Below are 23323 nucleotides of genomic sequence, written 5' to 3'. Positions count from 1 at the left end.
ACATTATTTTATGGCTTCAAAAGTTTCTCAACTCTTTCCCAATCTTCCATACTATCAATATTTATATGAGTTGCTGGATCCGACTTTATATAACCAATACTAGTTCCATACAACGAATGTTCATTCAATACTATGTTTATTCGAGTTAAATAAATTGCTCCATCTCTGTAATAGCAGGCTGGTAATTCTTGTCTTCTTGTAATAATTTGTGATTCTCCTGTACTTAATTTTAATGTATTTGTTTTTGTAGGTTCAAATACCCAATGTGGGTTGTATTGGTGTGGTACTTCTAAAACAGATAGTAATGAATCCGTATTAGTTTCTTTAAATTTTAAAATTGCCGCATCTATAAAATTGGAGGTTCTCAACGGATTGGTAGGCTGTAATAAACAAATTGCATCGTATTCTTTTCCTTGATTTTTTAAAGATTCAAGGGCATGTACCACCGTTAAAATTGTTGGACTTTCATCGGTTGCAAACTCACTTGGTCGTTTTAAAACGAGTAAAGATTGAAAACTTTTAGCCAACGCTAACAAAGCATCATCATCGGAGCTTACAAGTACATCAGTAAGTAATTTACTTTTATTTGCCGCTTCAATAGTATAACTAATTAAAGGTTTTCCAGCCAATAATTTGCTGTTCTTTTTTGGAACTCCTTTCGAGCCTCCTCTTGCTGGTATAATTCCTAATACTTTCATTAATAAACAATGGTTTTATGAAATTGTAAAGGTACCGTGGCCAATGCTTCAGCAATTTTTAATCCAGCTGTACCATTTCCATAAATGGTTTCTGAAGGCAATATTTTTAAGGTTAAACAATGTTCAATTGCTTGGGTAATTTGTTGTTTATCATATCCTACATCGGTCACATTTTTTCCTCTATGACGTCTGTGCTGTCGAGTTCCGATATTCACCACAGGAACGCCTAAAAAAGCACATTCTCTAATCCCAACACTAGAGTTTCCTATCAAACACTTTGAATTGACTAACAACCTTAAAAAGTCATTAGGTTCCATATTTTTAAAAAAACGAATATTTTTAGGCTGATGCAATTCTCTAAAAGTTCGTATTCCACTTGAAGTACCATCAGAACCAGCATCTACATTGGGCCAAAACCAAAAGGTTGGAATGTTTAATGCTGCAACCACTTCTAATGTAGTTGTTACATCTTTTTTAGCTTGTTGATATTCATTGGTTACAGGGTGTTGCATCACTACCATATAACCTTGTTTCCAATCAATCAATGTACCAACTCCACCATATTTTTCAATAGGATCAAAATTTAGTGTTGGTGACTCCAATACTTCCTTTGCCAAATCAATGGATGGGCATCCCGTATTAATCACCATTGCTGGTTGTTCTCCCAATTTTAAAACGCGTTGTTTGGCATCTTCCGAAGCTACTAAATGAATATCTGCTAATTTGGTATTGGCATGGCGTACTTTTTCATCAATATTTCCAGTAACTTCTCCTCCTTGAATATGTACTAAAGGAATGTTTTGATAAGCTGCTGCTATGGAGGTTGCAATGGTTTCAAACCTATCTGCAATAGTCACTACCGCATCGGGTTGCAACTTATAAAATACATTGCTTAATTCCATCACTCCCAAACCCGTTGTTTTTGCCATAGCTGTAGGGTTTTCTCCTTCTAATACCATAAACACCTTTTCCGCTACTTTAAAGCCATCTTTTTCTATATAATCAACTGCATTGCCATACCTCCCTAATAAAGCTGCACCAGCCACTACTAATTGTAACTCTAAATAGGGATGATTTTTAATAGCTGTTAAGGCAGATTTAATTCTACTATATGAGGGTCTTGCTGTGATTACAACACAAATTTTTCTTTTCGTCATACCACCAATTTTATGAGGTTTTAAAAGTAGTTAAAATTTAGCAAGGGTAAAAGTGAATGTGATAAGAGTTTTTGGATTGTTTTAAACCACCACGTCATTGCGAGCGCAGCGAAGCAATCTGTCAATCATTGCAAACCGTCATGTCATTGCGAAAGAAGCGACGCAAGCTTTTACCATATACCTTAAAACATGATTCATTACTTAATTGCTTTAAACTAATTCATTACTTTTTTCCATGGATGAAAAAAGTAACCAAAAAAATCTAGACTTCTGATATTTTTCTGTAATGGAAATAGAAAATAACACCTACGCATCCAGACCATTGCATTCTTTGGATTGCTACTACAGCCAACACTTTATTTTCTATACATTACAACAAAAAATTTCATAGGTCATTGGTAGTTTTTGAATACCGTCATGTCATTGCGAGCAAAGCGACGCAATCTCCCAGTCATTGCGAACCGTCATTGCGAGCAAAGCGACGCAAGCTCCCAGTCATTACAAACCGTCATTGCGAACGAAGTGAAGCAATCTGTCAATCATTGCGAGCGCAGCGAAGCAAGCTGTCAATCATTGCGAGCGCAGCGAAGCAAGCTGTCAATCATTGCGAGCGCAGCGAAGCAAGCTGTCAATCATTGCGAGCGCAGCGAAGCAAGCTCAATAATTTACTTCAAATCTTCTTTCGTTAAAAAATCCCACTGCTGTAAATCTCTAGATAACTTTTTACCCATTACCTCCTTAAACTTACAAGCATCTATGCCATAGCCTTTGGGTTTTTTGGCTTCTAAGTCTTCAAATGTTAATACATGTCCTGCTGCCAGATCTTTATTCACTGCCAACGATTTTTCAAAAATATTTTTTAAGGCTTGGTACTCGGAATGATCCGATTTATCTACTGGATATTGCAATGCGGTTTCAATAAGTCTTACTGATTGTACCAAGGTTGCTACTTCTTTAAAATTTAAAGACGAGCTTACATCGGGTCCAAATTGTTGTTTGTCAAAAACTACATGAAATTCCAATAGTTCTGCCCCTAAAGTTGCCGCCGCTATGCAAGCTGCAATAGAAGAAGAATGATCTGAAAAACCTATTGGCACTCGGTATCGTTCTTTTAATTCTGCTAAAACATTGAGACCGTAATTTTTAGGGGAGGTTGGATAGGCTGTGGTGCATTGTAATATTGAAAAGTCAGCCTTTTTGTTGGCTAAAAAAGCGACTGTAGCATCCAATTCTTTATAAGAACTCATTCCTGAAGAAAGAAGTATCGGTTTTTTGGTTTGTACTATGCGCTCTAACAATAAAAAATTAGTCACTTCACCCGAGCCAATTTTATAACGTTCAACACCTACCTCTTCTAATAAATCAACAGCTGCATTGCTAAAAGGTGAGCTCATAAACTCTACTCCTAGCTCATCGCAATGCGCTTTTAATTCTTTCCATTGCTCCAAACTAAATTCCATACGTTTCCAATAGGCAAAACGAGAGGCATCTTGTGTGGTAAATGGTATTCTAAAAGGCTCGTAATTACTACTTTCTGCATTGGCTATATGGGTTTGAAACTTAACCGTTGTTGCCCCTGCTTTAGCAGCAGCAGCAATGTATGCATGTGCCATTCCTAAACTTCCTTCATGGGCTTGTCCTATTTCAGCAATTAGTTGTATCATATATTTAAAATTTCTTTACTCCAATCAGAATAATCATAAATATTCTCAGGTATATTTTTTAAATAAATATTTTGATAATTATTAGTTTTATACTTAATAATTTCTTTATGAATTGCATCTTCCCATGATTTTGAATCACTTGGATTATTAACCAACTTACCATACAATTCACTATTTAAAATTTCATCCATAGGTGTTATATTTGAAGCAATACAACTAACCCCGCATTTGAGAGCTTCACCCAAAGTCAAACCAAACCCTTCATGGCATTGCGTAGAAAATAAATAAAAATCTGCTAACTGATAATATTCTGGTAACTTGTAATTTTTAACTTTACCCAACCACCTTACATTTTTATAATTTCCTTTTTTGGTACAACCTATTACAAATAGTTCAATATTTAAATACTTTTCTATTAGTTTATTCCAAGCATCTAAAATTATGGATAACCCTTTTTTAGGTCTATCTTGTGACACCCACAAAAAGATCATTTTTTCAGGTTGTACCCCATATTTATTTCTTAAAATTTGTTTTTGATCTTTAGATATTCTAAAAAACTTAGTTCCATCAATTCCATTATATACTTGTTTAACATTGCATACAACATTGTCTAATTGTTTGTTTTGAAGCTTTAAAGATGAATTTGTTTGTACAACTAATGTATCAATTGCATTGTAAAAAATGTTTTTTTTAAATTTATCAAATTTATAACTATATCCACACATATGGAAAATTATTCTAATTTGATTATCCAATCCATTTTTTTTCGAATAATAATTAATTGCAAATAAAATATTAGGGTTATCTATAATATGTACTGTAACCTTGTTATGCTTTATAATAATTTTTTTTAATGAATTCCAATAAACTTTATGCTTATAAAAAGGTATTATTCTTACAATTTTATACGTAAATAAATTAGGCTCAGTAATCGTACAATAATCTACACTTTTTATTTTTTCTTTTCCTTTTGGTGCAATTATATAATCAAAACTTCTTGTATTTTCCTTAATTAATTTTGTATATCGATTCGTCCAACTTGCTATTTTTGGATTTGGAATAGGTAAATGGGAAATAAATACAGTTTTAGAAGTCATCATTTTAATCAACATTTAAAAAAGCTCCATATCGTTTACATACTCTCCTACTAAAAGTAATACGTTTCAAATTTAATATTGCATAAATTAATATTTTACAATACATTAAATTAAAATGACCACTATTTTTTTTTATCCTTTTATATAAATAAATTAGATATTTTATAAATAAACTAATTAAATTGGTGTTGATATTTTTAAAATGTACTAATGTCCATACTTTTAGTTTATAATACAATATATCTTTATTAAAATTTTCAAATTGTTGTCTATTATGAACAACTTTAAAATTTGGTAAAACTCCAATTTTAAAATTATGGAATTTAAGTCTATTAATATAATCCGTATCCTCACCATAGTGATGAAATATAGGATCGAATAAACCTACCTTAACAATGGTTTCTTTAGATACTAACCAAGCTGCAGCATTTATAGATTTAGAAGCATAAACTTTACTTAACTCATTTTGATTTTCTAAATCTTTTAATAAATGTGGGGTGTTCTTACTCGAAATATAATCTTTAAATTTAAAATCAAAATCTTTTTGATTTGGTGCTAAATGGAATGGACTTATTATTCCAAAATAATTATTTTTAAAATTATCAAAAGCTATTTTTATAAATTTATTAAAATTCCCTGAAAAAAAATATACGTCTTGATTTATTAAAAAAAATAAATCTGCTTTATAAGATATGGCTCTTTTAAAAGCTATATTATTAGCTTTCCCAAATCCAATGTTATTTTTTAAAAGTATTACATCATCAATAGGTAATTTTTTTAAAATTGACCTAGTATCATCTTCAGAATTATTATCTACAACTATTATTTTCGAATCCTTACAATAATTTTTAATACTTGAAATACACTTCTCTATATACTTTTCTCCGTTATATGTAACTATTAAAAAAACAATATTATACATATCCTAAAATATATTTAATTGCATTAAATTTTTTTGAATAATTAAAATTTTCAAAATCTTCTTTGTAAATTTCATTAATAAGTTTAATGTTCCTATTTGTAAAGAATTTAACCAATTTAATTTTCGCTTTTTTATTTTTTTTAAAGTGATGTTTTAATTGATAATTTGAATTATACTCTTTTATATCTTTTTCTAAAGTTTCAAATCTTAAAATATTTTTTATTTTGATTTCATCTTTTAATTTTATAAAATGTGACTGAGTATAAAAATGATCTTCCACATACCTTAAAGTTTTTTTTAATTTTAAAGGTGTAAATTCTCCCTTTCTTAAAAGAAAATTAGTAAACGTATCATTTATCTGTAAATCTTTCATTAACCAAATGTAACCTGAAATAGCTCTAGAAAATGGGTTTCTGACTACTGCAAACGAATTATAATCAGATAATAATTCTTTTGTAATAAACTTAAATCTTATCATTTGATTTAAAGTAAGATGTTGTAAATTTATTCCTAATTCATTATCAAACCCAAAAAGGTACTCTTTAGAGTATTTTAAATTAAAATCAAAATTATTAAAAACAGTCCTTTCAATACTTGTACCAGCATTTTTAGGTATATGTATAAATATAACTTTATTTCTATGATCAATCATTTTCTGTAAAATAAATATTGAATTATTAATCCAAAATAATAATATAGCTTTAAAGGCTTACTTACATTGAAGTCATAATCACTATCTTTAGAAATATTTCCTTTATTCAAAACATTTGAAAATTCATTATACATCCAACATTCATATTTGTTACCTAAGTGATAACCATAATTATCAACTGTAGCTAGTTTTAAAAACCCAGATTTGTCATTAGGAGAATCTATGTATTGTTTTTCACTTCCTCCAACAATTTTATATTTTGAAGGCTCTTTAGGGCTATTATTAAATACAGAAGCTTTCAAAGTAACCATAAAATGACCACAACCTAAAACAACTTTTTTTTTGTTTTTCTCTGTTGTATAATATTTGGTCGTTTCTCTGTCTAATTTATTTGTTTTTCCGATACTATTTTGAAAATTTTTAATGGCTTCAAAATTTTTAACTTTTTCTAACTTAATACTTCTATTTAAAAAAGCAAAACCTAACGTTGATTTCAAAAACTTCCCTTTAAGTGAACCTATTGAAGGAACAGGAGAAACCATCCCAGCTTCGGGGTAAAATCTAAATATATCTTCTACTTGATTTTGCCAATCATTTAAAAAAAGTACATCTGCATCTGCCACAGTAATTAATGGTTCTAAATTACTTTTTATTGCTGAATACAGCGCATTTACTTTGCCTAAATTAACTTTTGAGTTTAATAATTGATCTATTTGACTGTTTTGCTCATACATCATATTTAAATAGAATGTAACCTCATCGCAACAAGCATTATTTATTAATGATACTCGTGTTTTTTTATGTATGGTTGTTAGTAATGACTCTATACATAATTTTAAAATTTTTAAACCATCCTTAAAATATGCCTCTTCTAAATTTGGAATGTAAACAGGTATCACTACCCTATGGTAAGATTCAATACTTATTTCTTTATTTTCTTTAGCTGGGTTAATTCCAATCCTCATACTAGTTCATAAATTTTATATATTTTTCAATCCCTTCTTCAACACGTACTAAATCTCTTTCTAAAATAGCTTTCATTTTCTTTATATCTGGGCAGCGTCTATTCATATCTCCTTCTTTAAGCGCTGGTAAGTGTACTATTTTAGAAGAGCTTTTAGTTAGCTTAATTATCAATTCGGCCAATTCAACCATCGTATATTCAACATCGTTTCCAATATTAATAACATCGTTATTTATTAAATTATTGGAATGAATTTTTAAAATGGTATCAATGGTATCATCTATATAGCAAAAAGTTCTTGTTTGCAAGCCATCTCCATATATAGTAAGGTCTTTATTTTTTAGTGCCAAATTGATAAATTTTGGAATCACAAAATCTTTACTTTGATTTGGCCCATAGGTGTTAAAAAATCTAAATATGGTATAATTTAAATCAAACTCTTGTTGGTATGATTTTAAGTACGCTTCTCCCACATTTTTAACAATTGCATACGGCAATTTAGAATTTAAAGGTGTTGTATGCTCATTTTGAGGTATTTCAAAAGGTTCTCCATACACTTCTGAAGAGGAAGAAAAATATACTTTTTTTACATGGGTGTTTTTAGATAAATTTAAAATATTTTCAAACCCTTTGATATCTTCTAGTACCCATAAAGGGTTGTTAAGAGTTCTTTGAACCCCAACAACTGCTGCTAAATGAAACACATAATCAAAATGAAATTTATGAAAAATAGCCGAAATATCATGATAGTTATTCACATTTCCCCTAATAAAAATAACATTTTCATTTGTTGGAATTTTCGCTTTTTGTCCTGTTAATAAACTATCCACTACAACAATGCAATAATTGTTGTTTTCTGAAAGCTTTTTTACCAACGAACTCCCAATATTTCCAGCTCCACCTGTTACTAATATATGTATCATGCTATTTTGTAAGTAATTTTATTTAAAGGTATTTAATTTAAAAGTTTAGACGCTAAAAATAGCTGTTTAATTAAATTATATTTTCTTTTATTATTTGGATATATCTTATTCCATCTATCTAAATCCGACTTTAATAATTTAAACGCTATTCTTTTTTTTAATATTACATTATAAACCCCCATTTTTAAAAAATTTGCATACATCTTTTTTTCAATTCCAATGTACTTTTCTTGCTGAGTTGATAATCTTCCAATTGCTGCATGTTCTCTATAAAATGCTAATGGCTTATTTATATAATATACTTTATGTCTATAAAATAAACGTTGGTAAAAATCAATATCCTCGCCTACTTTAATAGTTTCGTCAAATAGTAAATCGGGTTTAAAAACACTTTTTCTAATTAAGGGTGTAGGAGATTTTACTACCCACACTCCTAAAGCATTCCAAAACACATACCCCGATCGTTTGTTAACTTTATTTTGTGCAGCACCAATTACTTTTCCAACTCTCAACCCTTTTTCATCCACAACTTCCGCTGCTGAATGTACTAAATCTATAGATGATTTCTTATTTAAAACAGCTACCTGTATTTGTAATTTGTCAACTCTCCAATAATCATCATCATCTAAAAATGCAATATACTCTCCTTTTGCTTTTGAGACACCATAATTACGTGCTGAAGAGAGTCCACCATTTCTTTTGTAATAATACTTACAATTTTTTATTTTTTCACATATTTTTTCTGCATAATTAATATCTGAGCCATCATCTACTACAATAATTTCTAAATTGGTATAGGTTTGGTTAGCTACACTATTTAAGGCTTGTAATAGATATTTTTCCCTATTATAAGTTGGAATTATAACACTTACTAATGGTAATTGATTCATTATAGTTTAAGCCTTTTTTTAATTCTTTTTAAAATTCCTTTAATGGTGCTACGTTTTAAAGCTGCTAGCTCTTTTTCAAGTTTTAAATAATGCTTATAATCTGAATAAAAAATTCCATAATACTTTTTAAAAATAGTCTCATCTTCAGCTTCCTTTTCTTTTTTAAACCTTAAGTTATTACTAATACCCGATAAATCAAAAATGGTTAAAGGGTATTGAATATGAGTAAATGAATATTTTTCACTTAAAAAACATTTAATATAAAAAGCTCTGTCTGCTGCTATTTTATAAGTTTCATCATAACTTCCCATTTCATCAAAAATGGTACTTTTAAAAAAGGTACTTTGATGCGGCAAAGATGACTTTACAAAAAATAGCGGAGTTAATCCATCGGGGTATATTTTTTGACCATTTTCAAATACATAATCACCATAAATAATATCGCCTTTAAAATTAGGATGCTTTATAAAATCAAGCAAAGCTGTTGCCCCATTTAATACATCACCACTATTTAAAAACAACAAATAATTGCCCGTAGCTTTTTTTATACCTTTATTCATGGCATTAAAGATACCTGAATCTTTTTCACTTACCCAGTAATCTATATGCTTTTCATTTGCCTTAATAATAGGAATACTTTCATCTGTTGAGCCTCCATCAATTACTAAATATTCAAAATTTCTCCATTGCTGTGCTAACACACTATCCATTGTTTTTTGCAACCCTAATTGGTTGTTGTAATTAATGGTTATTATAGACACTATTTTTGCCATATTATTAACTTATTAACTCATTTTTTTGTAAGTACTACTACCTATTTTTTTTTGATAAATAGTACTTCCATTATTTGGGCTTTCGTATTCCCATAAATCATCAGCTTCTTTATTCTTAACTTTTTGATATATCCAATGATATGTTTTCTCAACACCTATACTCAAAGGTTGTGTAGGCTTCCAACCTAAAGATTTAAATATTAAATTATTATCTGAATTTCTTCCTCTTACACCTTCTGGTCCCTGAATATTTTTTATTTGAATATTTTTAGTGGATATTTTTATAATCATTTTAGCAAAATCATTGATAGAAATCATTTCTTCAGAGCCAATATTAACAGGTCCTTCAAAATTAGAATTCATTAATTTTCTAATTCCATCAATACATTCATCAATATATAAAAATGATCTAGTTTGTAAACCATCACCCCATACCTCAATAGTACCATTATTAGGCGTTTCTGCAACCTTTCTACACAATGCAGCAGGAGCTTTTTCTTTACCGTTATTCCAAGCGCCATCAACTCCAAAAATATTATGAAAACGCGCGATTCGTACATCTAAATTGTAATTTCTTTTATACGATAAATACAATCGTTCAGAAAACAACTTTTCCCACCCATATTCACTATCTGGGCTTGCAGGATATGCAGTACTTTCCTCACATTTTGGATTATCCGGGTCTAATTGATTATACTCGGGATAAATACAAGCAGAAGATGAATAAAATATTTTTTTCACCTTTTTTTTAACTGATTCATGAGCAACATTTAAATTAATCACTGCAGAATTATGCATAACGTCCGCATCATGTTCTCCTGTAAAAACATATCCAGCTCCCCCCATATCTGCAGCTAATTGATAGATCTCATCTAAATTTTCATCAATTACTAATTCAACTACTTTTGGATCTCTTAAATCACCTATAATAAATTCATTTGCTGGTATATAGGAGTAAGGGTGCCTTTTTAAATCAACACCTCTCACCCAGTAACCTTCAGATTTTAATCTTTTAACTAAATGCCCTCCAATAAAACCTCCGGCTCCTAGAACTAATGCTTTTTTCATTTTATAATTTTATTTATTTTTTTAACTTTCTTAAAACTTCTCTTTTAAAATTAGTTTAAACATTTCATATATATTACTCTCATAAACTTTTATAAAGTTTTATATATTTTTCAGCTTGCAAGCTTTCATTAAATTTTTTTAAAAAATAATTTCTAATTTTAACTTCATTAAACTTTTCTTTTGAATTATAATATTTACGTAATGCCTTAGCTAAAGACTTTGCATTTATGTGCTCCGCAATAATTCCTGTTTCAAAATTATGTATGTGTTCTGAAATACCTCCAACATTAAACCCAACAACTGGTTTCCCACAACTAAATGATTCTAACATTACATTTGGTAAATTATCCTCTCTACTAGGTAAAACAAACACATCAGATAGTGCATACATTTCTGCCATTTGAACTTCAGTAGTAATGGAACCCACATTTATTGATTTTAAGGTTGTTTTTAATTCAAGTTTCCCCTTTCCAACACTTACAATAACAATAGGCAAATCTTCTAAATATTTTAATGATTCAATCAAAATATCTAAGCCCTTTCTTTTATTATTTAAAGAATCTGTAGCAAATAATAGTACAAATTTATCTATAGGTAGTTGATACTTTTTTCTAAATATATTTTTATTTTGAGGTTTAAAAATATGATGTGGAATGCTATTTGCTATTTGTTTAAATTTAAAATTTTTAAAAAATATAGACGTAACAACTTCATTAAACAACCACTTAGAAGGTGTTACAATTACTCCTTTCTCTATATTTTTTATGGCTTCTTTCTTTATTTTTTCTAATTCTAAATCTAATTTATTACTTATGTTAAAGTTTTCAACTTTATCATTTTTATAATGAAATAACCCTTGAATAGGATTCATATCATGCAAAGTCCAAACTATAGGTTTCTTACACTTTTTAAAAAAAGTAGGATAATCTATGATACCAGAAACCCAATGTAAATTTATAATATCGGCTTCTTTAACTAATGGGTGCTTATGTAATTTATAATTACTAAATGGTAAAGAGACTATTTCAAAATTTAATTGAGGTTTTATTTTTGTAAAACTTCTAACAACCCTTTGTTTCTTTGTTAAAAGTAATACCCTTTTTAACTTATTAAATAAACGATTTACTATAGATGGCTTTTTATACTTCAAAAAAGGGTCTTCTATTTGTTGTCCCGAAAAATCTGTAGTTAAATTAATTGATATAAAGGAAGATTTAATCTCATTATTTATCAACGATTTATGCAATCTATACGCTGCTATTCCTGCTCCACCTGTAGCACTATATGTAATATGAACAATTTTCATTTTATGCCTTTTAACACATAATAAATTTTTCTTAAAAACCCTCTTGTATAACGCATTAAATATGCTTTTGAGTACCCATAAAACAAATAATCAATCCATACTTTTTTTAAATTCACTAAATAATAACTTATTGAAGTTGTACTTTTCTCTTCCTCATTCCAACTATGATTCCATAAATGAACCGCATAACTTTTAGAAGTACAATAACTTTTAAAACTCTTATCTTTATGCTGGTAGGGCAATGCATAAAAATACACTGTATCAAAAATAATATCCTTTTCTTTTAAACTTTTTTTAGTCACCAAATTTTTAAATGTATGAGTAATAACGGGTAATGAAAACTCATTAAATTCATTACAATCATAAAATTGATTCATTTTTTTTAAAATAGGGTGTTTAGAAATAGCTCCAAACAATCCAAATGCAGGTCTGTTTGCTACCTCTAAACCAGTAAAAAAATTATACTCCAACAAATCATCTAACGGTTTTAAAAGTAACATATCTGTATCAATATAAATTCCACCTAATTCATATAAAATTTTAGTCCGAACACTATCCGCTGCAAAAGCATATTTTTTTTTTCGAATGGCATCTTTATAAAATTTGTTTTGATAAGCTTTACTATTTAGTTCATTCCATTCTATAATTTCAAAATTAGGACAATACTGTTTCCAACTTTTTAAACATTGTTTAAAAAGAGTAGGTTTTGGTTGGCTACCAAACCAGCAGTAATGTAGTTTTTTGGGAATCATATTTTTTTTAATCAATTATTTTATATTTATAATAACCACTAGTTTAAAATACTTATATCAAATAAAATTATTATAGATATTAGCTAAATTTTCAGAGTATTTATGCATACAATGCTTCTCTTTAATTCTTTTAATAGAATTTACCCCCTTAGTTTTAATGATTTCAGGGTTTTCAAGAATCTCAATCATAATTTTTTTAAGTTGATTTTCTATTATTTCTTGTATATGAATTAATTCCTCAATTTCATTTGAGAATGGTTCACCTAAATCACTTTTAGGAATATCTATTAACCAACCACAATCTTCATCATTTATTTCAGGCAATGCTCTTATATTTGTGGTAATAACTGGACATCCTGCTGATTGAAATTCTAAAACACTATAGCCATAAGTGTCTGCATGTGTTGGAAGCAAGCCAACATGAGTTTCATAAGTCATCATTTTTAACACCTCATCATTGGGTAAGGATTTTAAAAAAAATATCCTATCTTCATTATTATTGATTATTGATTGTAATTCGTTTAATTCTTCGTCAACAAGAAAATACCTACCTTTTGACTTTTCAAAATCACCAATCAAAGTTAGAGTGAAGTTCTTATAATCATTTTTAATAGCATTAAAAACACGTAAAATTTCAATTCCTCCTTTTCGTAGAATTTCATTCCCTACAAACATAAAATTTATACCTTCATTAAAATTTGGTTTTTTATAATTATACATTAATAATTCTTGAGGAGGATGCATTACATGCATTTTATTTAAAATATCATTTTTTAATGATGGAAAATAATTTAAATATTCACTTTGAATTTTAAAACTGCATTCAGATAAGGCAATTATAAACTTACAATTTGGTTTAGCAAGCTTTTTTACTGCCGATTTACTTTTAAAAAGAACTTGCTTATCTCTCAAAAAATCATTTATAATATCTTCCTCATGAAAAGGGACTAAAGTTTCAAATGTAACCCCCCAATTATTTTTACCATATAAAATAGAATTAAAAAAATGAAAAAAATCAACTTCATTAGTATAACCAATATTTAAAGAATAAATATCTTTTACAGTAATGCTTTTTTTTATTCTTAATATCTTTTTTATTTTTCTTAAAACCTTTGAAGTTAATTTGTTTTCTTTTTCAATTTTTAAATATTTACCATTTTTAATAATATCAATAATATTTCTTTGTTCAGGATAATAATTATATTGTATACCTATTCTATACATTTATTAAAATTTAAGTTGATGATTTTTTAAGTATTTTTCCATTTTATAACTACTTCTCTGCAATAATATTAAAAAGCCCCCTAAAAAAATTAATTTAAAATTTAAGTTCCAATTTTTTTTATAAAGTATTTTATTCAAACCATGTAAAATATAAATTGAATTTTTTAAATCATTATTTTCGATACACCTAAAATGAAGGTTAATTAAATTCTTATAATTATTATATATCAATTCTTTATCTTTTAATTTAAAACTTCTTGATAAATTTTTAAGATTTATATAAATCTCAGATTTTTTGTATTTACCTATGTAATTTATACTTTTTGAAGTTTTAGTTTCTGTATGTTGCCTATATAAGAATAAAGGTTTATTAATAATTAAATAAGAATTGTTCGATAGTTTATAAAAAAGTCTCGAAAACAATTCTGTTTCTTGCCCCCTTTTTATTTTAATTAAAAATAATTCTTTATCTTCTAAAAAACTTTTTTTAAATAAAACTGAAGGTGTTAAAATATGCTGTTTCCATAAAACATAATCTTTAAATAAATTAGTATTTTCTATAAGGTCTATCCTTTTCCAATTTTCTAAATTTTCATCAACATGATGCCCAGAGCAAATAACTAATTTTATATCATATTTAAATGCAGCTACTTTAGAACCTAGAAAATTATCTAACATTATATCATCATCATCAAACCAATTGATATATTCCCCTTTACTCAACTCAAATCCATAATTTCTGCAAGCATTGGCTCCTTTAGGCCTATCTAAAGGTCTTTGATGGTATTGAAAACGAATATCATTTTTGCAATAGGTAGCTACTACTTTCGTGGTGTGATCACTACTGCCATCATCAACTACAATACATTCCCAATTCGTATAGGTTTGTGCCAATACACTATCTAAAGTTTCCCCTATCAAATGGGCTCTGTTATAGGTTGGGATAATAATAGAAACTAAGGGTTGGCTCATAAATAACAATTCTGTTGTAAAAATAGCAATTAATATGTAGGGTATAAAATATATGCTCTAAAATATAATAGTAAGTCTTAACTTTTAATTCTTATTTTTTTTACAAACACTAATCATAAATAACTGACTAAGTGCTACTTAATAAATACGTTCTTTAAACTTAAAAAAGTATGCGCATGTTTTAATAAATACCTGCGCATCAATTTATTTTTTCATGCGCATATTTGTGGTTGTAGATGCGCATCATTTTCACAAAGTATGCGCATGTTTTTTAAATACCTCATATAAACACTATTAACTTTGTAATAAAAATTTCTTTATAATAAACCGTTAGTTTATAAAAAAACTCATTTTTCACATTTAGATATTCACTATAATTTGTGTACTAATTCCCCATAAAAAAAGGTTAAATAGCTCATTAGTAAACTTTTCAACAAAAAAATGTCAATAACTAATTCAAATAAAAGAACTTTTTGATTTCAGAACCATTTAAATTTGTAGTATCATACAAAGTGTATGTGTTATTTAATAATTTTTAAAATTTTATACCAATGAGTATTAAATTCAAAGCGGTGCAAGTGGTGAATCCGCAAGACATCACTGCTCCAAGAAGGTTTTATGCTAGAGTTACTGATGCTAGCATAACAGATTTAAATGAATTGGCTGAATTAGTTGCTTTTAATTCATCCATGAGTAAAACAGATTGCTATGCAGTTTTAATGGGGTTAGAAACCTTTGTAATTCGCGAATTAGAACGTGGCAGAAATGTACGTTTAGGCGAACTAGGTACCTATAAAATAGGCATCCAATCTGAAGGTAGAGATACCGAAGAAGAAGTAGATAGCTTTGCTATTAAAAAAGCTAAAATTAATTTTAGACCAGGTCCAGGGCTTCGTAAAATGCTGAAGCACTTGGAATACAAAAAAGCCCAAAATCAATCCGCATAGATTTTGAGCTTCGTTTGTTTCAAAACTCTGAGTGTACACTCAGAGTTTTTTTATTTAATAATTTTACTCAAAAGTACTGTATAAATTTTAAAATTGAAAGAAAATTATACCTTAAAATTAGTGAAGTACCACAAAAAATGTTTGTAAAAAATTAGCTACAAGCCTTATTATATAGCATTTTTATTTTTTTTAACGTTTATAACTTTTGGATTTTATGTATCATTTATAAGTATAACAATGTTATAAAAACATAGAAAGTCTAACATACCTAATAACATTCCATACGTCCTGTCATTGCGAGCACAGCGAAGCAAGCTGTCAGTCATTGCGAGCGTAGCGACGCAATCTCTATCTAGTCATTGCGAACGCAGTGAAGCAAACTCAACAGTTTACTTCGTCGTTTACAACTCCTCGTAAATACGTTCCACTCGTCATTGCGAGCGTAGCGACGCAAGCTGCCCCCAGTCATTGCAAACGCAGTGAAGCAAGCTCTAACTTGTCATTGCGAACCGTCATTGCGAGCGTAGCGACGCAATCTCTAACTAGTCATTGCAAACGCAGCAAAGCAAGCTCAACAGTTTACTTTATTATTTTTTTGCTTCATTTATACACTGTGTTATAGTAGCTATATGTTTTTCTAAAGTGAAATTTTCTTTGATAAATGCTCTTCCCTGTGCTCCCATTTCTTTAGCTACTTGTTTGTTTTTCAGCAAATAAATAATGTGTTCAGCCATCTGCTCTATATCATATTCAGGCACCAAAAAACCTGTTTTATTTTGAATTACAACATCTGGTATGCCTGCATGTAACGTTGAAACTATTGGTAAACCTGAAGCTGATGCTTCTAAAATAGCAACTGGAGTTCCTTCACTATCACCATTATCAGCTATTTTGGAATGTTGAACAAATAGTTGAGATGCTTTTAATAAATCTATATGTTGTTGAGGTGTAATTTTACCTATAAATTTCACCGAATTTTCTAATGTCAGGGTTTTCACCAAGTCTTTACAAGTATTTAATAAATAACCATCACCTGCAAATACTAATTGTGCTTGAGGTACTTTTTTAAGTACTTTTTGAAATGCCAAAATGGTTAAATGAGGTGCTTTTTTATCTACAAACCTACCAACCGCCAATACTTGATTTGATTGAAAACTTGGTTGATTTTTAAAAAATTTAAGGTCTGGAGCGGCTGGAGAATATACTATTTTATTAGGTTTACACCCCAACGTTAATAGATTTTCTTTCATATGCTTTGATACTATAATAATATTTTTAGAATAGTTAAAAAGAGCTTTATACTTGTTGGTATATTGTTTTATGATTGCATATGTTGAGATGTCATATCCTAAAGCAATGGGTACTATTGGAATATTTAATAATTTACCAACCTTTAAAATTTCAGCACCTGTAATTAAATATTCGGTAAATATAACTTCAACCTTTTCTTTTTTTATGATTTTTGCCAAATAATATTCATTGAAATGATCCCATTTAACATTGGTAATTTTTTTAAAAATATTACGCAGCCTAAAAAATCTTCTATCCCAAATAGTTGGTTGATGCTTATCTGTTAAATACGGAAAAACACCTCCATAAATCACCACTTTATCAAAAGGTAAGTTATTGATATGATTTTGAATAAAAGTTTCTGCTTGTTCTGTTTTTAAAGGGGATGCTATAGCTATTTTCATTTATGAATAGTATTTATGCAATAAGTAATTTAAATAATGAATCCCTTCTCCTTTATTTTGTGCTATAGTATTTATATAGTGCTGAATACAACTTGTGTTTATGTTAATTGGAGCTCCTTTCTCAACAAATACTAATATCGCTTTTTTTTGTAAATATACTTCAATTTCTTTTACAATGGCTACAACTGGTAATGCCTTACTGCTTGCAATATTGATAGTGTTATTTTCCATAGGCTGCTCTAACAGGTTACTTATTATAAAAACTACATCCTCAATATCAATTAAATTTCGTTCGGCATATTTCCAAACAGCTAGTTGTTTTCCAGTTTTTACGCCATCTACCAAATAATTAAGTATGGTATTGTTGTTACCCAAAGCACCTACCACGTTACTAATTCTAAAAATTATATATTTAGAAGTAGCACTTTTAATAAATGCTTCCATCGCTAATTTATGGTGTACATATGCACTGTTATTAACAGCACTGTCGGTAATACTTGTAGTACTAAAATAAACTAAAGTACTTTTAGGATTTTGATCTATTGTTTTTTGAAGTAGTTTTTTTTCTCTAGCAAATTCTACAGACTTTGTTTCAGAAGAATTGGACACTCCTGATGCAAAAATAATTACATCTCTTCTATCTTTATATGCACTAAACGCTTGTGCTAGCAAACCATTCCCTACAACCATCCTTTTTTTATTAATTGATATTTTATAAAAAACCAAATATACTGTAGCCAAGAGGTATTCATATTTTTCACTTTGTATAGTTTGGAATTAAATAATTTCTTTAAGGTAAAATATTGAAACCATTTTGTATATAATTGCTGGGTACTATTTGCATTATAAATGGCTGATTTACTCAAAATATTTCTAAGCCTCGCTTCTTCTTCTAACCTAAGTTGTTGTGTTTTAAGGGTGGTATGATTTCTACTTATAGTAGGATGGTTTCTAAAAAAATTCAATTCTTTAGCTACAAAACCAACAGAAGTTTTCAAAGCTATTTTACTCCAAAACAACCAATCTCCACAAAGTTTCATAGCTATTAAATCTTTAGAAAATACAGCCTTATTAATAAACTCATTTTTAAACAAAACAGCGCTTGCATTGGGTATTACATTTTTTACAATTAAATAGTTTTGTAAAAATTGCTTCCCTACCATCGTAAAATTGGCATTCCAAATGTTAGGTTTAAATTGTTGGGTATAATTTATTCTATGGTACACCATTTTTCCTTTTTCATTAACATCTACTGATTGACAATAAACCAAGCCTAGCGTAGTATCTTCATTAAAAAATTGTAACAGGGTTTCTAAAAAAGTAGGTTCACAATAGTCGTCGCTTTCAGCTATCCAAATATACGTTCCTTTTGCCAAAGCTATCCCCTTTTTCCATTGTTTAAAAGTACTTCCAGAGTTTTTGGCATTAATGCTAAAGTATGAAACCTTTGGATGTTTACTATAATTCTTTAATATAGTTACACTACCATCAGTACTACAGTCATCCAATAAAATTACCTCGAAATTTTGAAAAGTTTGATTAAAAATACTTTCCAAACGCTGTTGTAAAAACGGGGCATGGTTGTAATTGGGTACTATGATACTTACAGCTGGAGTCATGAGGTTAATTTTGCTATTTCATTAACAATTATTCTAGCACTTTTTTCAATATCGTGCCACTGCAATGACTTTTGTTGAATGTATTTTGCATTTTTTTTTGAATTATTTCCTTCTGAAAAATATTTAAGTTTTTCACTTACAAAGTCAATGTCTTCAAAAGGCGCTATAAACCCAATTTTATCATCAATAAATTCTTGAGTTCCTCCTGCTCCGTCAAAACAAATAATTGGAATACCATAAGCACTTGCTTCTGCCATAACCAATGGATAAGGGTCTTCACGAGATGATAAAAACAATACATCAATTAAACTGTAGTATTGATGATAATTTGCACTCGAAACTAAGATACTGCTATTTTTATTATTAATGTTCAATTCAGTTAATTTAGAATTCAATTCCTGCTTATTGTTTGCTCCCACCCAAACAAAATGAAACAACTGCTCACTGCATTTAGCAGCTGTTTTAAAAAATAAATCGGGACCTTTTCTATTAATTAAAGAGCCCAACATACCAACAACGGTTGCATTTGGATGTATATCTAATTCTTTTCTTAGCTCAATATTTAGATTTTCCTTTTTTTGATACAATTCATTTTTGAAATTTATAAATGAATACATCACTTTAGTTTTTTGGGTAGCTATATTAAATTTTTCTGTCAATGTTTGTTGAACCATTTGCGAACCACAAAAAAATAAATTGGCAAGCTCTAAAGTTTTGGCTGCTTTTCCTCTTTTTATAAATAGATTAATACTATCTTCCAATTCATGTACATAAGCTATTTTTGGAATAGACTTATTTGTAAACTGCTGTAAAATATGGCCGTTAACAATGGTATTTGAAAATATTAAATCCCAATTTTTATTAAAAATGCGCTTTTTTAAATATTTAGCATATACTTTATTGGCTATATTATTTATGCGTTTATTTATAAAATTATATTTTTTGTTTAGCAAAAACGTTTTAAAATTATTTGAAAAATCTTGTTGTAACTCACCTCCATCACCAAGTAATACTGTTATATTATAATTTATATTTTTTGTGTTTTTTAACCAAATTAATAAATTAAATAAAAGCATTGGTGCCCCGGTCCTTGAGGCATCGTGCGATATGAATAGGATTTTTTTCAAATTAATAGGCCAATTTTAAAAGTTGATTATAAATTTTCTCAGTTTTGGGTGATATTTTTAAATCGGTTTTATTGGTTCTGCTTATTGTTTTCTCAGGAAATGATACATCAATTTTTGCATCAATAAAACGCTCAATTTCCCTTATTTTTTCTATATCAAACATTTGGTCAAAATGAACAAATAACCATTTATCTTTTTCAGTACTTTTATTATATATTTTTAAAATATAATTATACATAGCGTTCCAAACCTTTAGGGCTCTTTTGGGATTCATTTTTAAAGTATTTAGGGCTACACTTTCTTTACATTCTCTATCAATACTAACGGCTGTTTTAAATGGCTCTCTAAAAATAACTATGAATTTAGTATTATCATTAAAAAAATGTTGCCATATAGGCAAAGTATAGCTAAATCTTGGGTCTTTAAAACAAAATGGCTCGGTTTTAATTACATCAATTATGCGCTTATTTATGCTAGCTGTCGATTTAGGTTTTAAAAATGTAGGTAAAATTGCTAACCAACGTGCCCGATAAAAAGTAAAAGATGGAAATATATTCTTTCTTATTTTTTCAGAAAATTGAATTGGAATTGTAGCTTTTAAAATATCTTCATTAATGGTATTTACTTCATAATCTTCAAAAAAACCTTTTGGATTGGCTTTGTTTTTCCCTAAATAATTTGAATTATCACCTAAGTTATAACCAGTATTTGCCAAAGAACCTGTTAGCATACTTGTACCACTTCTACCTGAACCAAGAATTAATAAATTTTTCATTATTTGGAATTACTTATTATTTAAAAAATCTAGTTATAAAATTATATTTCGATTTTTTTGTTGGTTGATTAAAATTTACTTTTAACTGTTCTAACAAATTATGTTTATTATAATCCTTACCGCTTAAATTTATAAATTCAAACCCCTTTTGGCTTTTATCAATCAAAAACTGATTAAAAGGTAATGCAAAAATTTTAACATTCATTGCCTCAGCAAAATAAATCGCATATGGGAAAATTAAAGTAGGTTCAAAACTTTCGTTATGCTGCCATATTGATGGACAAAAATCATCACCTCCAATAAAACCAGTTTTTTTTATTTTATTCCAAGAAGTATTTAAATCTATTGTAATTCCTTTAAGGGTATGGTCTCCATCAATATACATAAAATCTAAGCTTTTGTCTTCAATTTTATCAATAACTTCAGTTGTTTTCCCTCTTAATACTATTCTCTTTTCAGATGCGAAATTTGTTTTTTGCATCGTTTCTTGATAAAATTTTTCAAATTCTAAATTATTAGTATTTGCAGGTTTATTCCAGTCTTCTAGATTTCTCCAAGGATCAAGCATAAAATACTTTTCTATAGCATTTTCATTTTCTAATATATACTTCGAAAAATCTCCTTTATAGACTCCTAATTCAGCAACGACTCTTAATTCTTTAGATGTTAAAAACTCATTCCAAAATTGAAATCTATTTGTTGTATTATTTATAATGTTAATTAATTCTTTCATAGTTATTTATTATACCAAGAACTTAAATTTTTGTTAATTAGTACTTCCAATTCCATTATATCCTTTTTATAATAATTTAATGCTATTTTTTTATTTGAAGAAGACAAAGTTTCACAAATTATATCTCTTATCATTTTCATTTGTCAAATCAATAAATTCTGATGATAAAAGAAAAGGAGGATAAATATCATAATTGTTTAATATTTGAAAATTAAGTGCACCTTTAACTCTTAAATATGGTTCTTTTGTTTCCAACTTATTCACAGAAACATCAACAGAATATACCCCTTTAGACAACTCTAATCTATAGTGTTTAACCTTAAATTCAATGCATTTATTAAACTCATTGTATGTTAATTGCTCTTCGTTATACTTAATATATGCTACTTCCCGTTGTTCCTTATCGTAAATAACAATAATAAATATTATATTATTCTTTACTTCATTTAATTTAAATTTCAAATAAATTTCAAAATCATTTCCCCAAGCCAATTGTGGTATTTCTGAATTATTTTTTACAACATTTAAAATTCTTATATCTTCTAATATTATACTACCATCCGTAAATACTACATTAGTTTCATTTTGAATAAACCTATTATAATACAAATCGATAGCTTTCCCTACCTCTTTCCCTTGGAATTGCGTAGTTCCATTTTCTAATAAGATAATTTGGCTACAAATACGCGATACCATAGGCATACTATGGCTTACAAATACAATAGCCGTATTGGGTAAAATGGTGTCAATAGTTTTAAAGCATTTAAGTACAAAGCCTAAATCTCCTACTGCCAATACCTCATCAATCAACAATACATCCGGTTCTAGTTGTGCGGCTACCGCAAAGCCCAAACGCACTTTCATACCGGAGCTGTAATTTTGTACCGGCATATCAATAAACTCACGGAGTTCTGCAAAGTCTATAATGGCTGCTACTTTGGTATCTATTTCTTTACGGGTAAAGCCTAAAATAGCACCATTATTGTAAATATTTTCTCTTCCAGATAATATAGGGTTAAAACCAGCACCTAGCTCTATTAAAGCCCCTACGCGCCCTTTGATAGTTACTTTACCTTCATCGGGGTTAATGAGTCCGTTTAATATTTTTAATAAGGTACTTTTTCCAGCGCCATTATGTCCTATCAGTCCTAAACACTCGCCTCGGCGCAGCTCAAAATTAATATCTTTTACCGCCCAAAACTCTTTAGGACGTAGGTTTCGAGGCTGCGTATTGCCCAACACATTGCTATACAAGTCTTTTACCCCATACCATAAGCTGGTTTTAAGGTCTTTACAAAACTTTTTAGACAGGTGTTCTACTTTTACCAATACCTCGTTTTCTTTCATACTTTTTATTTTAGTCATT

General features: G+C 28.7%; 23 protein-coding genes. 1 reads left to right on the top strand and 22 read right to left on the bottom strand.

Features of this window, described 5'->3' with window-relative positions:
- Positions 1–8 precede the first annotated feature (8 nt).
- The 15 genes from ACFQZW_RS08560 to ACFQZW_RS08490 all read right to left on the bottom strand — a co-directional run bounded on the left by ACFQZW_RS08560 (position 9) and on the right by ACFQZW_RS08490 (position 15062).
- Entirely contained in the window at positions 9–698 is a 690-nt protein-coding gene (locus ACFQZW_RS08560; protein WP_386782393.1) for an acylneuraminate cytidylyltransferase family protein, read from the bottom strand.
- The gene (gene neuC, locus ACFQZW_RS08555) at positions 698–1855 is read right to left on the bottom strand and encodes a UDP-N-acetylglucosamine 2-epimerase (RefSeq protein ID WP_386782390.1); all 1158 of its coding nucleotides are present in this window, start codon (positions 1853–1855) and stop codon (positions 698–700) included. The genes ACFQZW_RS08560 and neuC overlap by 1 nt, the downstream gene beginning before the upstream one ends.
- Before the next feature lie 665 nt (positions 1856–2520).
- The gene (locus tag ACFQZW_RS08550; RefSeq protein WP_386782388.1) at positions 2521–3519 is read right to left on the bottom strand and encodes an N-acetylneuraminate synthase family protein; all 999 of its coding nucleotides are present in this window, start codon (positions 3517–3519) and stop codon (positions 2521–2523) included.
- Entirely contained in the window at positions 3516–4619 is a 1104-nt protein-coding gene (locus tag ACFQZW_RS08545; protein ID WP_386782386.1) for a glycosyltransferase family 4 protein, read from the bottom strand. The genes ACFQZW_RS08550 and ACFQZW_RS08545 overlap by 4 nt, the downstream gene beginning before the upstream one ends.
- A 1-nt stretch (position 4620) precedes the next feature.
- Positions 4621–5538 carry a glycosyltransferase family 2 protein gene (locus ACFQZW_RS08540; RefSeq protein ID WP_386782384.1) on the bottom strand — a complete coding sequence of 306 codons (918 nt, stop codon included), beginning with the start codon at positions 5536–5538 and terminating at the stop codon, positions 4621–4623.
- Complete coding sequence (locus ACFQZW_RS08535) at positions 5531–6190, bottom strand: sulfotransferase family 2 domain-containing protein (protein WP_386782381.1); 660 nt, start codon at positions 6188–6190, stop codon at positions 5531–5533. Before ACFQZW_RS08535 ends, ACFQZW_RS08540 begins: the two co-directional genes overlap by 8 nt.
- Entirely contained in the window at positions 6187–7155 is a 969-nt protein-coding gene (locus ACFQZW_RS08530) for a glycosyltransferase family A protein (protein ID WP_386782379.1), read from the bottom strand. The genes ACFQZW_RS08535 and ACFQZW_RS08530 overlap by 4 nt, the downstream gene beginning before the upstream one ends.
- A 1-nt stretch (position 7156) precedes the next feature.
- A complete protein-coding gene (locus ACFQZW_RS08525; RefSeq protein ID WP_386782377.1) occupies positions 7157–8077 on the bottom strand; it encodes an NAD-dependent epimerase/dehydratase family protein in 921 nt (306 codons plus the stop codon).
- A 32-nt stretch (positions 8078–8109) separates the two neighbouring features.
- Positions 8110–8967, bottom strand: coding sequence for a glycosyltransferase family 2 protein (locus ACFQZW_RS08520; protein WP_386782375.1), 858 nt, complete (start codon positions 8965–8967; stop codon positions 8110–8112).
- Positions 8967–9740 (bottom strand): glycosyltransferase family 2 protein, encoded by a 774-nt coding sequence (locus tag ACFQZW_RS08515; protein WP_386782373.1) that lies wholly within the window; start codon positions 9738–9740, stop codon positions 8967–8969. The genes ACFQZW_RS08520 and ACFQZW_RS08515 overlap by 1 nt, the downstream gene beginning before the upstream one ends.
- Positions 9741–9752: 12 nt before the next feature.
- The gene (locus ACFQZW_RS08510) at positions 9753–10808 is read right to left on the bottom strand and encodes an NAD-dependent epimerase/dehydratase family protein (protein WP_386782371.1); all 1056 of its coding nucleotides are present in this window, start codon (positions 10806–10808) and stop codon (positions 9753–9755) included.
- A gap of 79 nt (positions 10809–10887) precedes the next feature.
- Positions 10888–12114, bottom strand: a complete 1227-nt coding sequence (locus tag ACFQZW_RS08505; RefSeq protein ID WP_386782369.1) for a glycosyltransferase — start codon at positions 12112–12114, stop codon at positions 10888–10890.
- A complete protein-coding gene (locus ACFQZW_RS08500; RefSeq protein WP_386782367.1) occupies positions 12111–12866 on the bottom strand; it encodes a glycosyltransferase family 32 protein in 756 nt (251 codons plus the stop codon). Before ACFQZW_RS08500 ends, ACFQZW_RS08505 begins: the two co-directional genes overlap by 4 nt.
- Before the next feature lie 57 nt (positions 12867–12923).
- Positions 12924–14090, bottom strand: a complete 1167-nt coding sequence (locus ACFQZW_RS08495) for a glycosyltransferase family 4 protein (protein ID WP_386782365.1) — start codon at positions 14088–14090, stop codon at positions 12924–12926.
- A gap of 3 nt (positions 14091–14093) precedes the next feature.
- Positions 14094–15062: a glycosyltransferase family 2 protein gene (locus ACFQZW_RS08490; protein ID WP_386782363.1), complete on the bottom strand. Its 969-nt coding sequence runs from the start codon at positions 15060–15062 to the stop codon at positions 14094–14096.
- Positions 15063–15613: 551 nt separating this feature from the next.
- On the opposite strand from ACFQZW_RS08490, the gene ACFQZW_RS08485 reads away from it, so the two are divergent.
- On the top strand, positions 15614–16009 hold the full coding sequence (locus tag ACFQZW_RS08485; protein WP_372938264.1) for an HU family DNA-binding protein: 396 nt from the start codon (positions 15614–15616) through the stop codon (positions 16007–16009).
- 587 nt (positions 16010–16596) lie between these two features.
- Here ACFQZW_RS08485 and ACFQZW_RS08480 read toward each other — a convergent pair.
- From ACFQZW_RS08480 to ACFQZW_RS08450, 7 genes are all read right to left on the bottom strand, one after another.
- Complete coding sequence (locus tag ACFQZW_RS08480) at positions 16597–17703, bottom strand: glycosyltransferase (protein WP_386782360.1); 1107 nt, start codon at positions 17701–17703, stop codon at positions 16597–16599.
- Positions 17704–18393: an NAD-dependent epimerase/dehydratase family protein gene (locus tag ACFQZW_RS08475; RefSeq protein WP_386782358.1), complete on the bottom strand. Its 690-nt coding sequence runs from the start codon at positions 18391–18393 to the stop codon at positions 17704–17706.
- On the bottom strand, positions 18384–19322 hold the full coding sequence (locus ACFQZW_RS08470) for a glycosyltransferase family 2 protein (RefSeq protein ID WP_386782356.1): 939 nt from the start codon (positions 19320–19322) through the stop codon (positions 18384–18386). Before ACFQZW_RS08470 ends, ACFQZW_RS08475 begins: the two co-directional genes overlap by 10 nt.
- Entirely contained in the window at positions 19319–20449 is a 1131-nt protein-coding gene (locus ACFQZW_RS08465) for a glycosyltransferase (RefSeq protein ID WP_386782354.1), read from the bottom strand. Before ACFQZW_RS08465 ends, ACFQZW_RS08470 begins: the two co-directional genes overlap by 4 nt.
- A gap of 1 nt (position 20450) precedes the next feature.
- Positions 20451–21224: a hypothetical protein gene (locus ACFQZW_RS08460; protein WP_386782352.1), complete on the bottom strand. Its 774-nt coding sequence runs from the start codon at positions 21222–21224 to the stop codon at positions 20451–20453.
- 16 nt (positions 21225–21240) lie between these two features.
- Positions 21241–21957 carry a class I SAM-dependent methyltransferase gene (locus ACFQZW_RS08455; RefSeq protein WP_386782350.1) on the bottom strand — a complete coding sequence of 239 codons (717 nt, stop codon included), beginning with the start codon at positions 21955–21957 and terminating at the stop codon, positions 21241–21243.
- A 111-nt stretch (positions 21958–22068) separates the two neighbouring features.
- Positions 22069–23304 carry an ABC transporter ATP-binding protein gene (locus ACFQZW_RS08450; protein WP_386782348.1) on the bottom strand — a complete coding sequence of 412 codons (1236 nt, stop codon included), beginning with the start codon at positions 23302–23304 and terminating at the stop codon, positions 22069–22071.
- Positions 23305–23323 lie beyond the last annotated feature (19 nt).

It is taken from the genome of Lutibacter aestuarii, assembly GCF_042676885.1.
In the GTDB taxonomy this organism is placed as follows: Bacteria; Bacteroidota; Bacteroidia; order Flavobacteriales; family Flavobacteriaceae; genus Lutibacter; species Lutibacter aestuarii.
This window is presented reverse-complemented; position numbering and strand designations above follow the sequence as displayed.

Bases quoted from the DNA above. Each gene is read 5' to 3' on its own strand.
- ACFQZW_RS08560 (WP_386782393.1), bottom strand. From the start codon at position 698: ATGAAAGTATTAGGAATTATACCAGCAAGAGGAGGCTCGAAAGGAGTT.
- ACFQZW_RS08520 (WP_386782375.1), bottom strand. From the start codon at position 8,967: ATGAATCAATTACCATTAGTAAGTGTTATAATTCCAACTTATAATAGG.
- neuC (WP_386782390.1), bottom strand. From the start codon at position 1,855: ATGACGAAAAGAAAAATTTGTGTTGTAATCACAGCAAGACCCTCATAT.
- ACFQZW_RS08515 (WP_386782373.1), bottom strand. From the start codon at position 9,740: ATGGCAAAAATAGTGTCTATAATAACCATTAATTACAACAACCAATTA.
- ACFQZW_RS08535 (WP_386782381.1), bottom strand. From the start codon at position 6,190: ATGATTGATCATAGAAATAAAGTTATATTTATACATATACCTAAAAAT.
- ACFQZW_RS08460 (WP_386782352.1), bottom strand. From the start codon at position 21,224: ATGAAAAATTTATTAATTCTTGGTTCAGGTAGAAGTGGTACAAGTATG.
- ACFQZW_RS08455 (WP_386782350.1), bottom strand. From the start codon at position 21,957: ATGAAAGAATTAATTAACATTATAAATAATACAACAAATAGATTTCAA.
- ACFQZW_RS08505 (WP_386782369.1), bottom strand. From the start codon at position 12,114: ATGAAAATTGTTCATATTACATATAGTGCTACAGGTGGAGCAGGAATA.
- ACFQZW_RS08475 (WP_386782358.1), bottom strand. From the start codon at position 18,393: ATGGTTGTAGGGAATGGTTTGCTAGCACAAGCGTTTAGTGCATATAAA.
- ACFQZW_RS08525 (WP_386782377.1), bottom strand. From the start codon at position 8,077: ATGATACATATATTAGTAACAGGTGGAGCTGGAAATATTGGGAGTTCG.
- ACFQZW_RS08470 (WP_386782356.1), bottom strand. From the start codon at position 19,322: ATGACTCCAGCTGTAAGTATCATAGTACCCAATTACAACCATGCCCCG.
- ACFQZW_RS08480 (WP_386782360.1), bottom strand. From the start codon at position 17,703: ATGAAAATAGCTATAGCATCCCCTTTAAAAACAGAACAAGCAGAAACT.
- ACFQZW_RS08490 (WP_386782363.1), bottom strand. From the start codon at position 15,062: ATGAGCCAACCCTTAGTTTCTATTATTATCCCAACCTATAACAGAGCC.
- ACFQZW_RS08510 (WP_386782371.1), bottom strand. From the start codon at position 10,808: ATGAAAAAAGCATTAGTTCTAGGAGCCGGAGGTTTTATTGGAGGGCAT.
- ACFQZW_RS08550 (WP_386782388.1), bottom strand. From the start codon at position 3,519: ATGATACAACTAATTGCTGAAATAGGACAAGCCCATGAAGGAAGTTTA.
- ACFQZW_RS08545 (WP_386782386.1), bottom strand. From the start codon at position 4,619: ATGATGACTTCTAAAACTGTATTTATTTCCCATTTACCTATTCCAAAT.
- ACFQZW_RS08540 (WP_386782384.1), bottom strand. From the start codon at position 5,538: ATGTATAATATTGTTTTTTTAATAGTTACATATAACGGAGAAAAGTAT.
- ACFQZW_RS08500 (WP_386782367.1), bottom strand. From the start codon at position 12,866: ATGATTCCCAAAAAACTACATTACTGCTGGTTTGGTAGCCAACCAAAA.
- ACFQZW_RS08485 (WP_372938264.1), top strand. From the start codon at position 15,614: ATGAGTATTAAATTCAAAGCGGTGCAAGTGGTGAATCCGCAAGACATC.
- ACFQZW_RS08530 (WP_386782379.1), bottom strand. From the start codon at position 7,155: ATGAGGATTGGAATTAACCCAGCTAAAGAAAATAAAGAAATAAGTATT.
- ACFQZW_RS08450 (WP_386782348.1), bottom strand. From the start codon at position 23,304: ATGAAAGAAAACGAGGTATTGGTAAAAGTAGAACACCTGTCTAAAAAG.
- ACFQZW_RS08495 (WP_386782365.1), bottom strand. From the start codon at position 14,090: ATGTATAGAATAGGTATACAATATAATTATTATCCTGAACAAAGAAAT.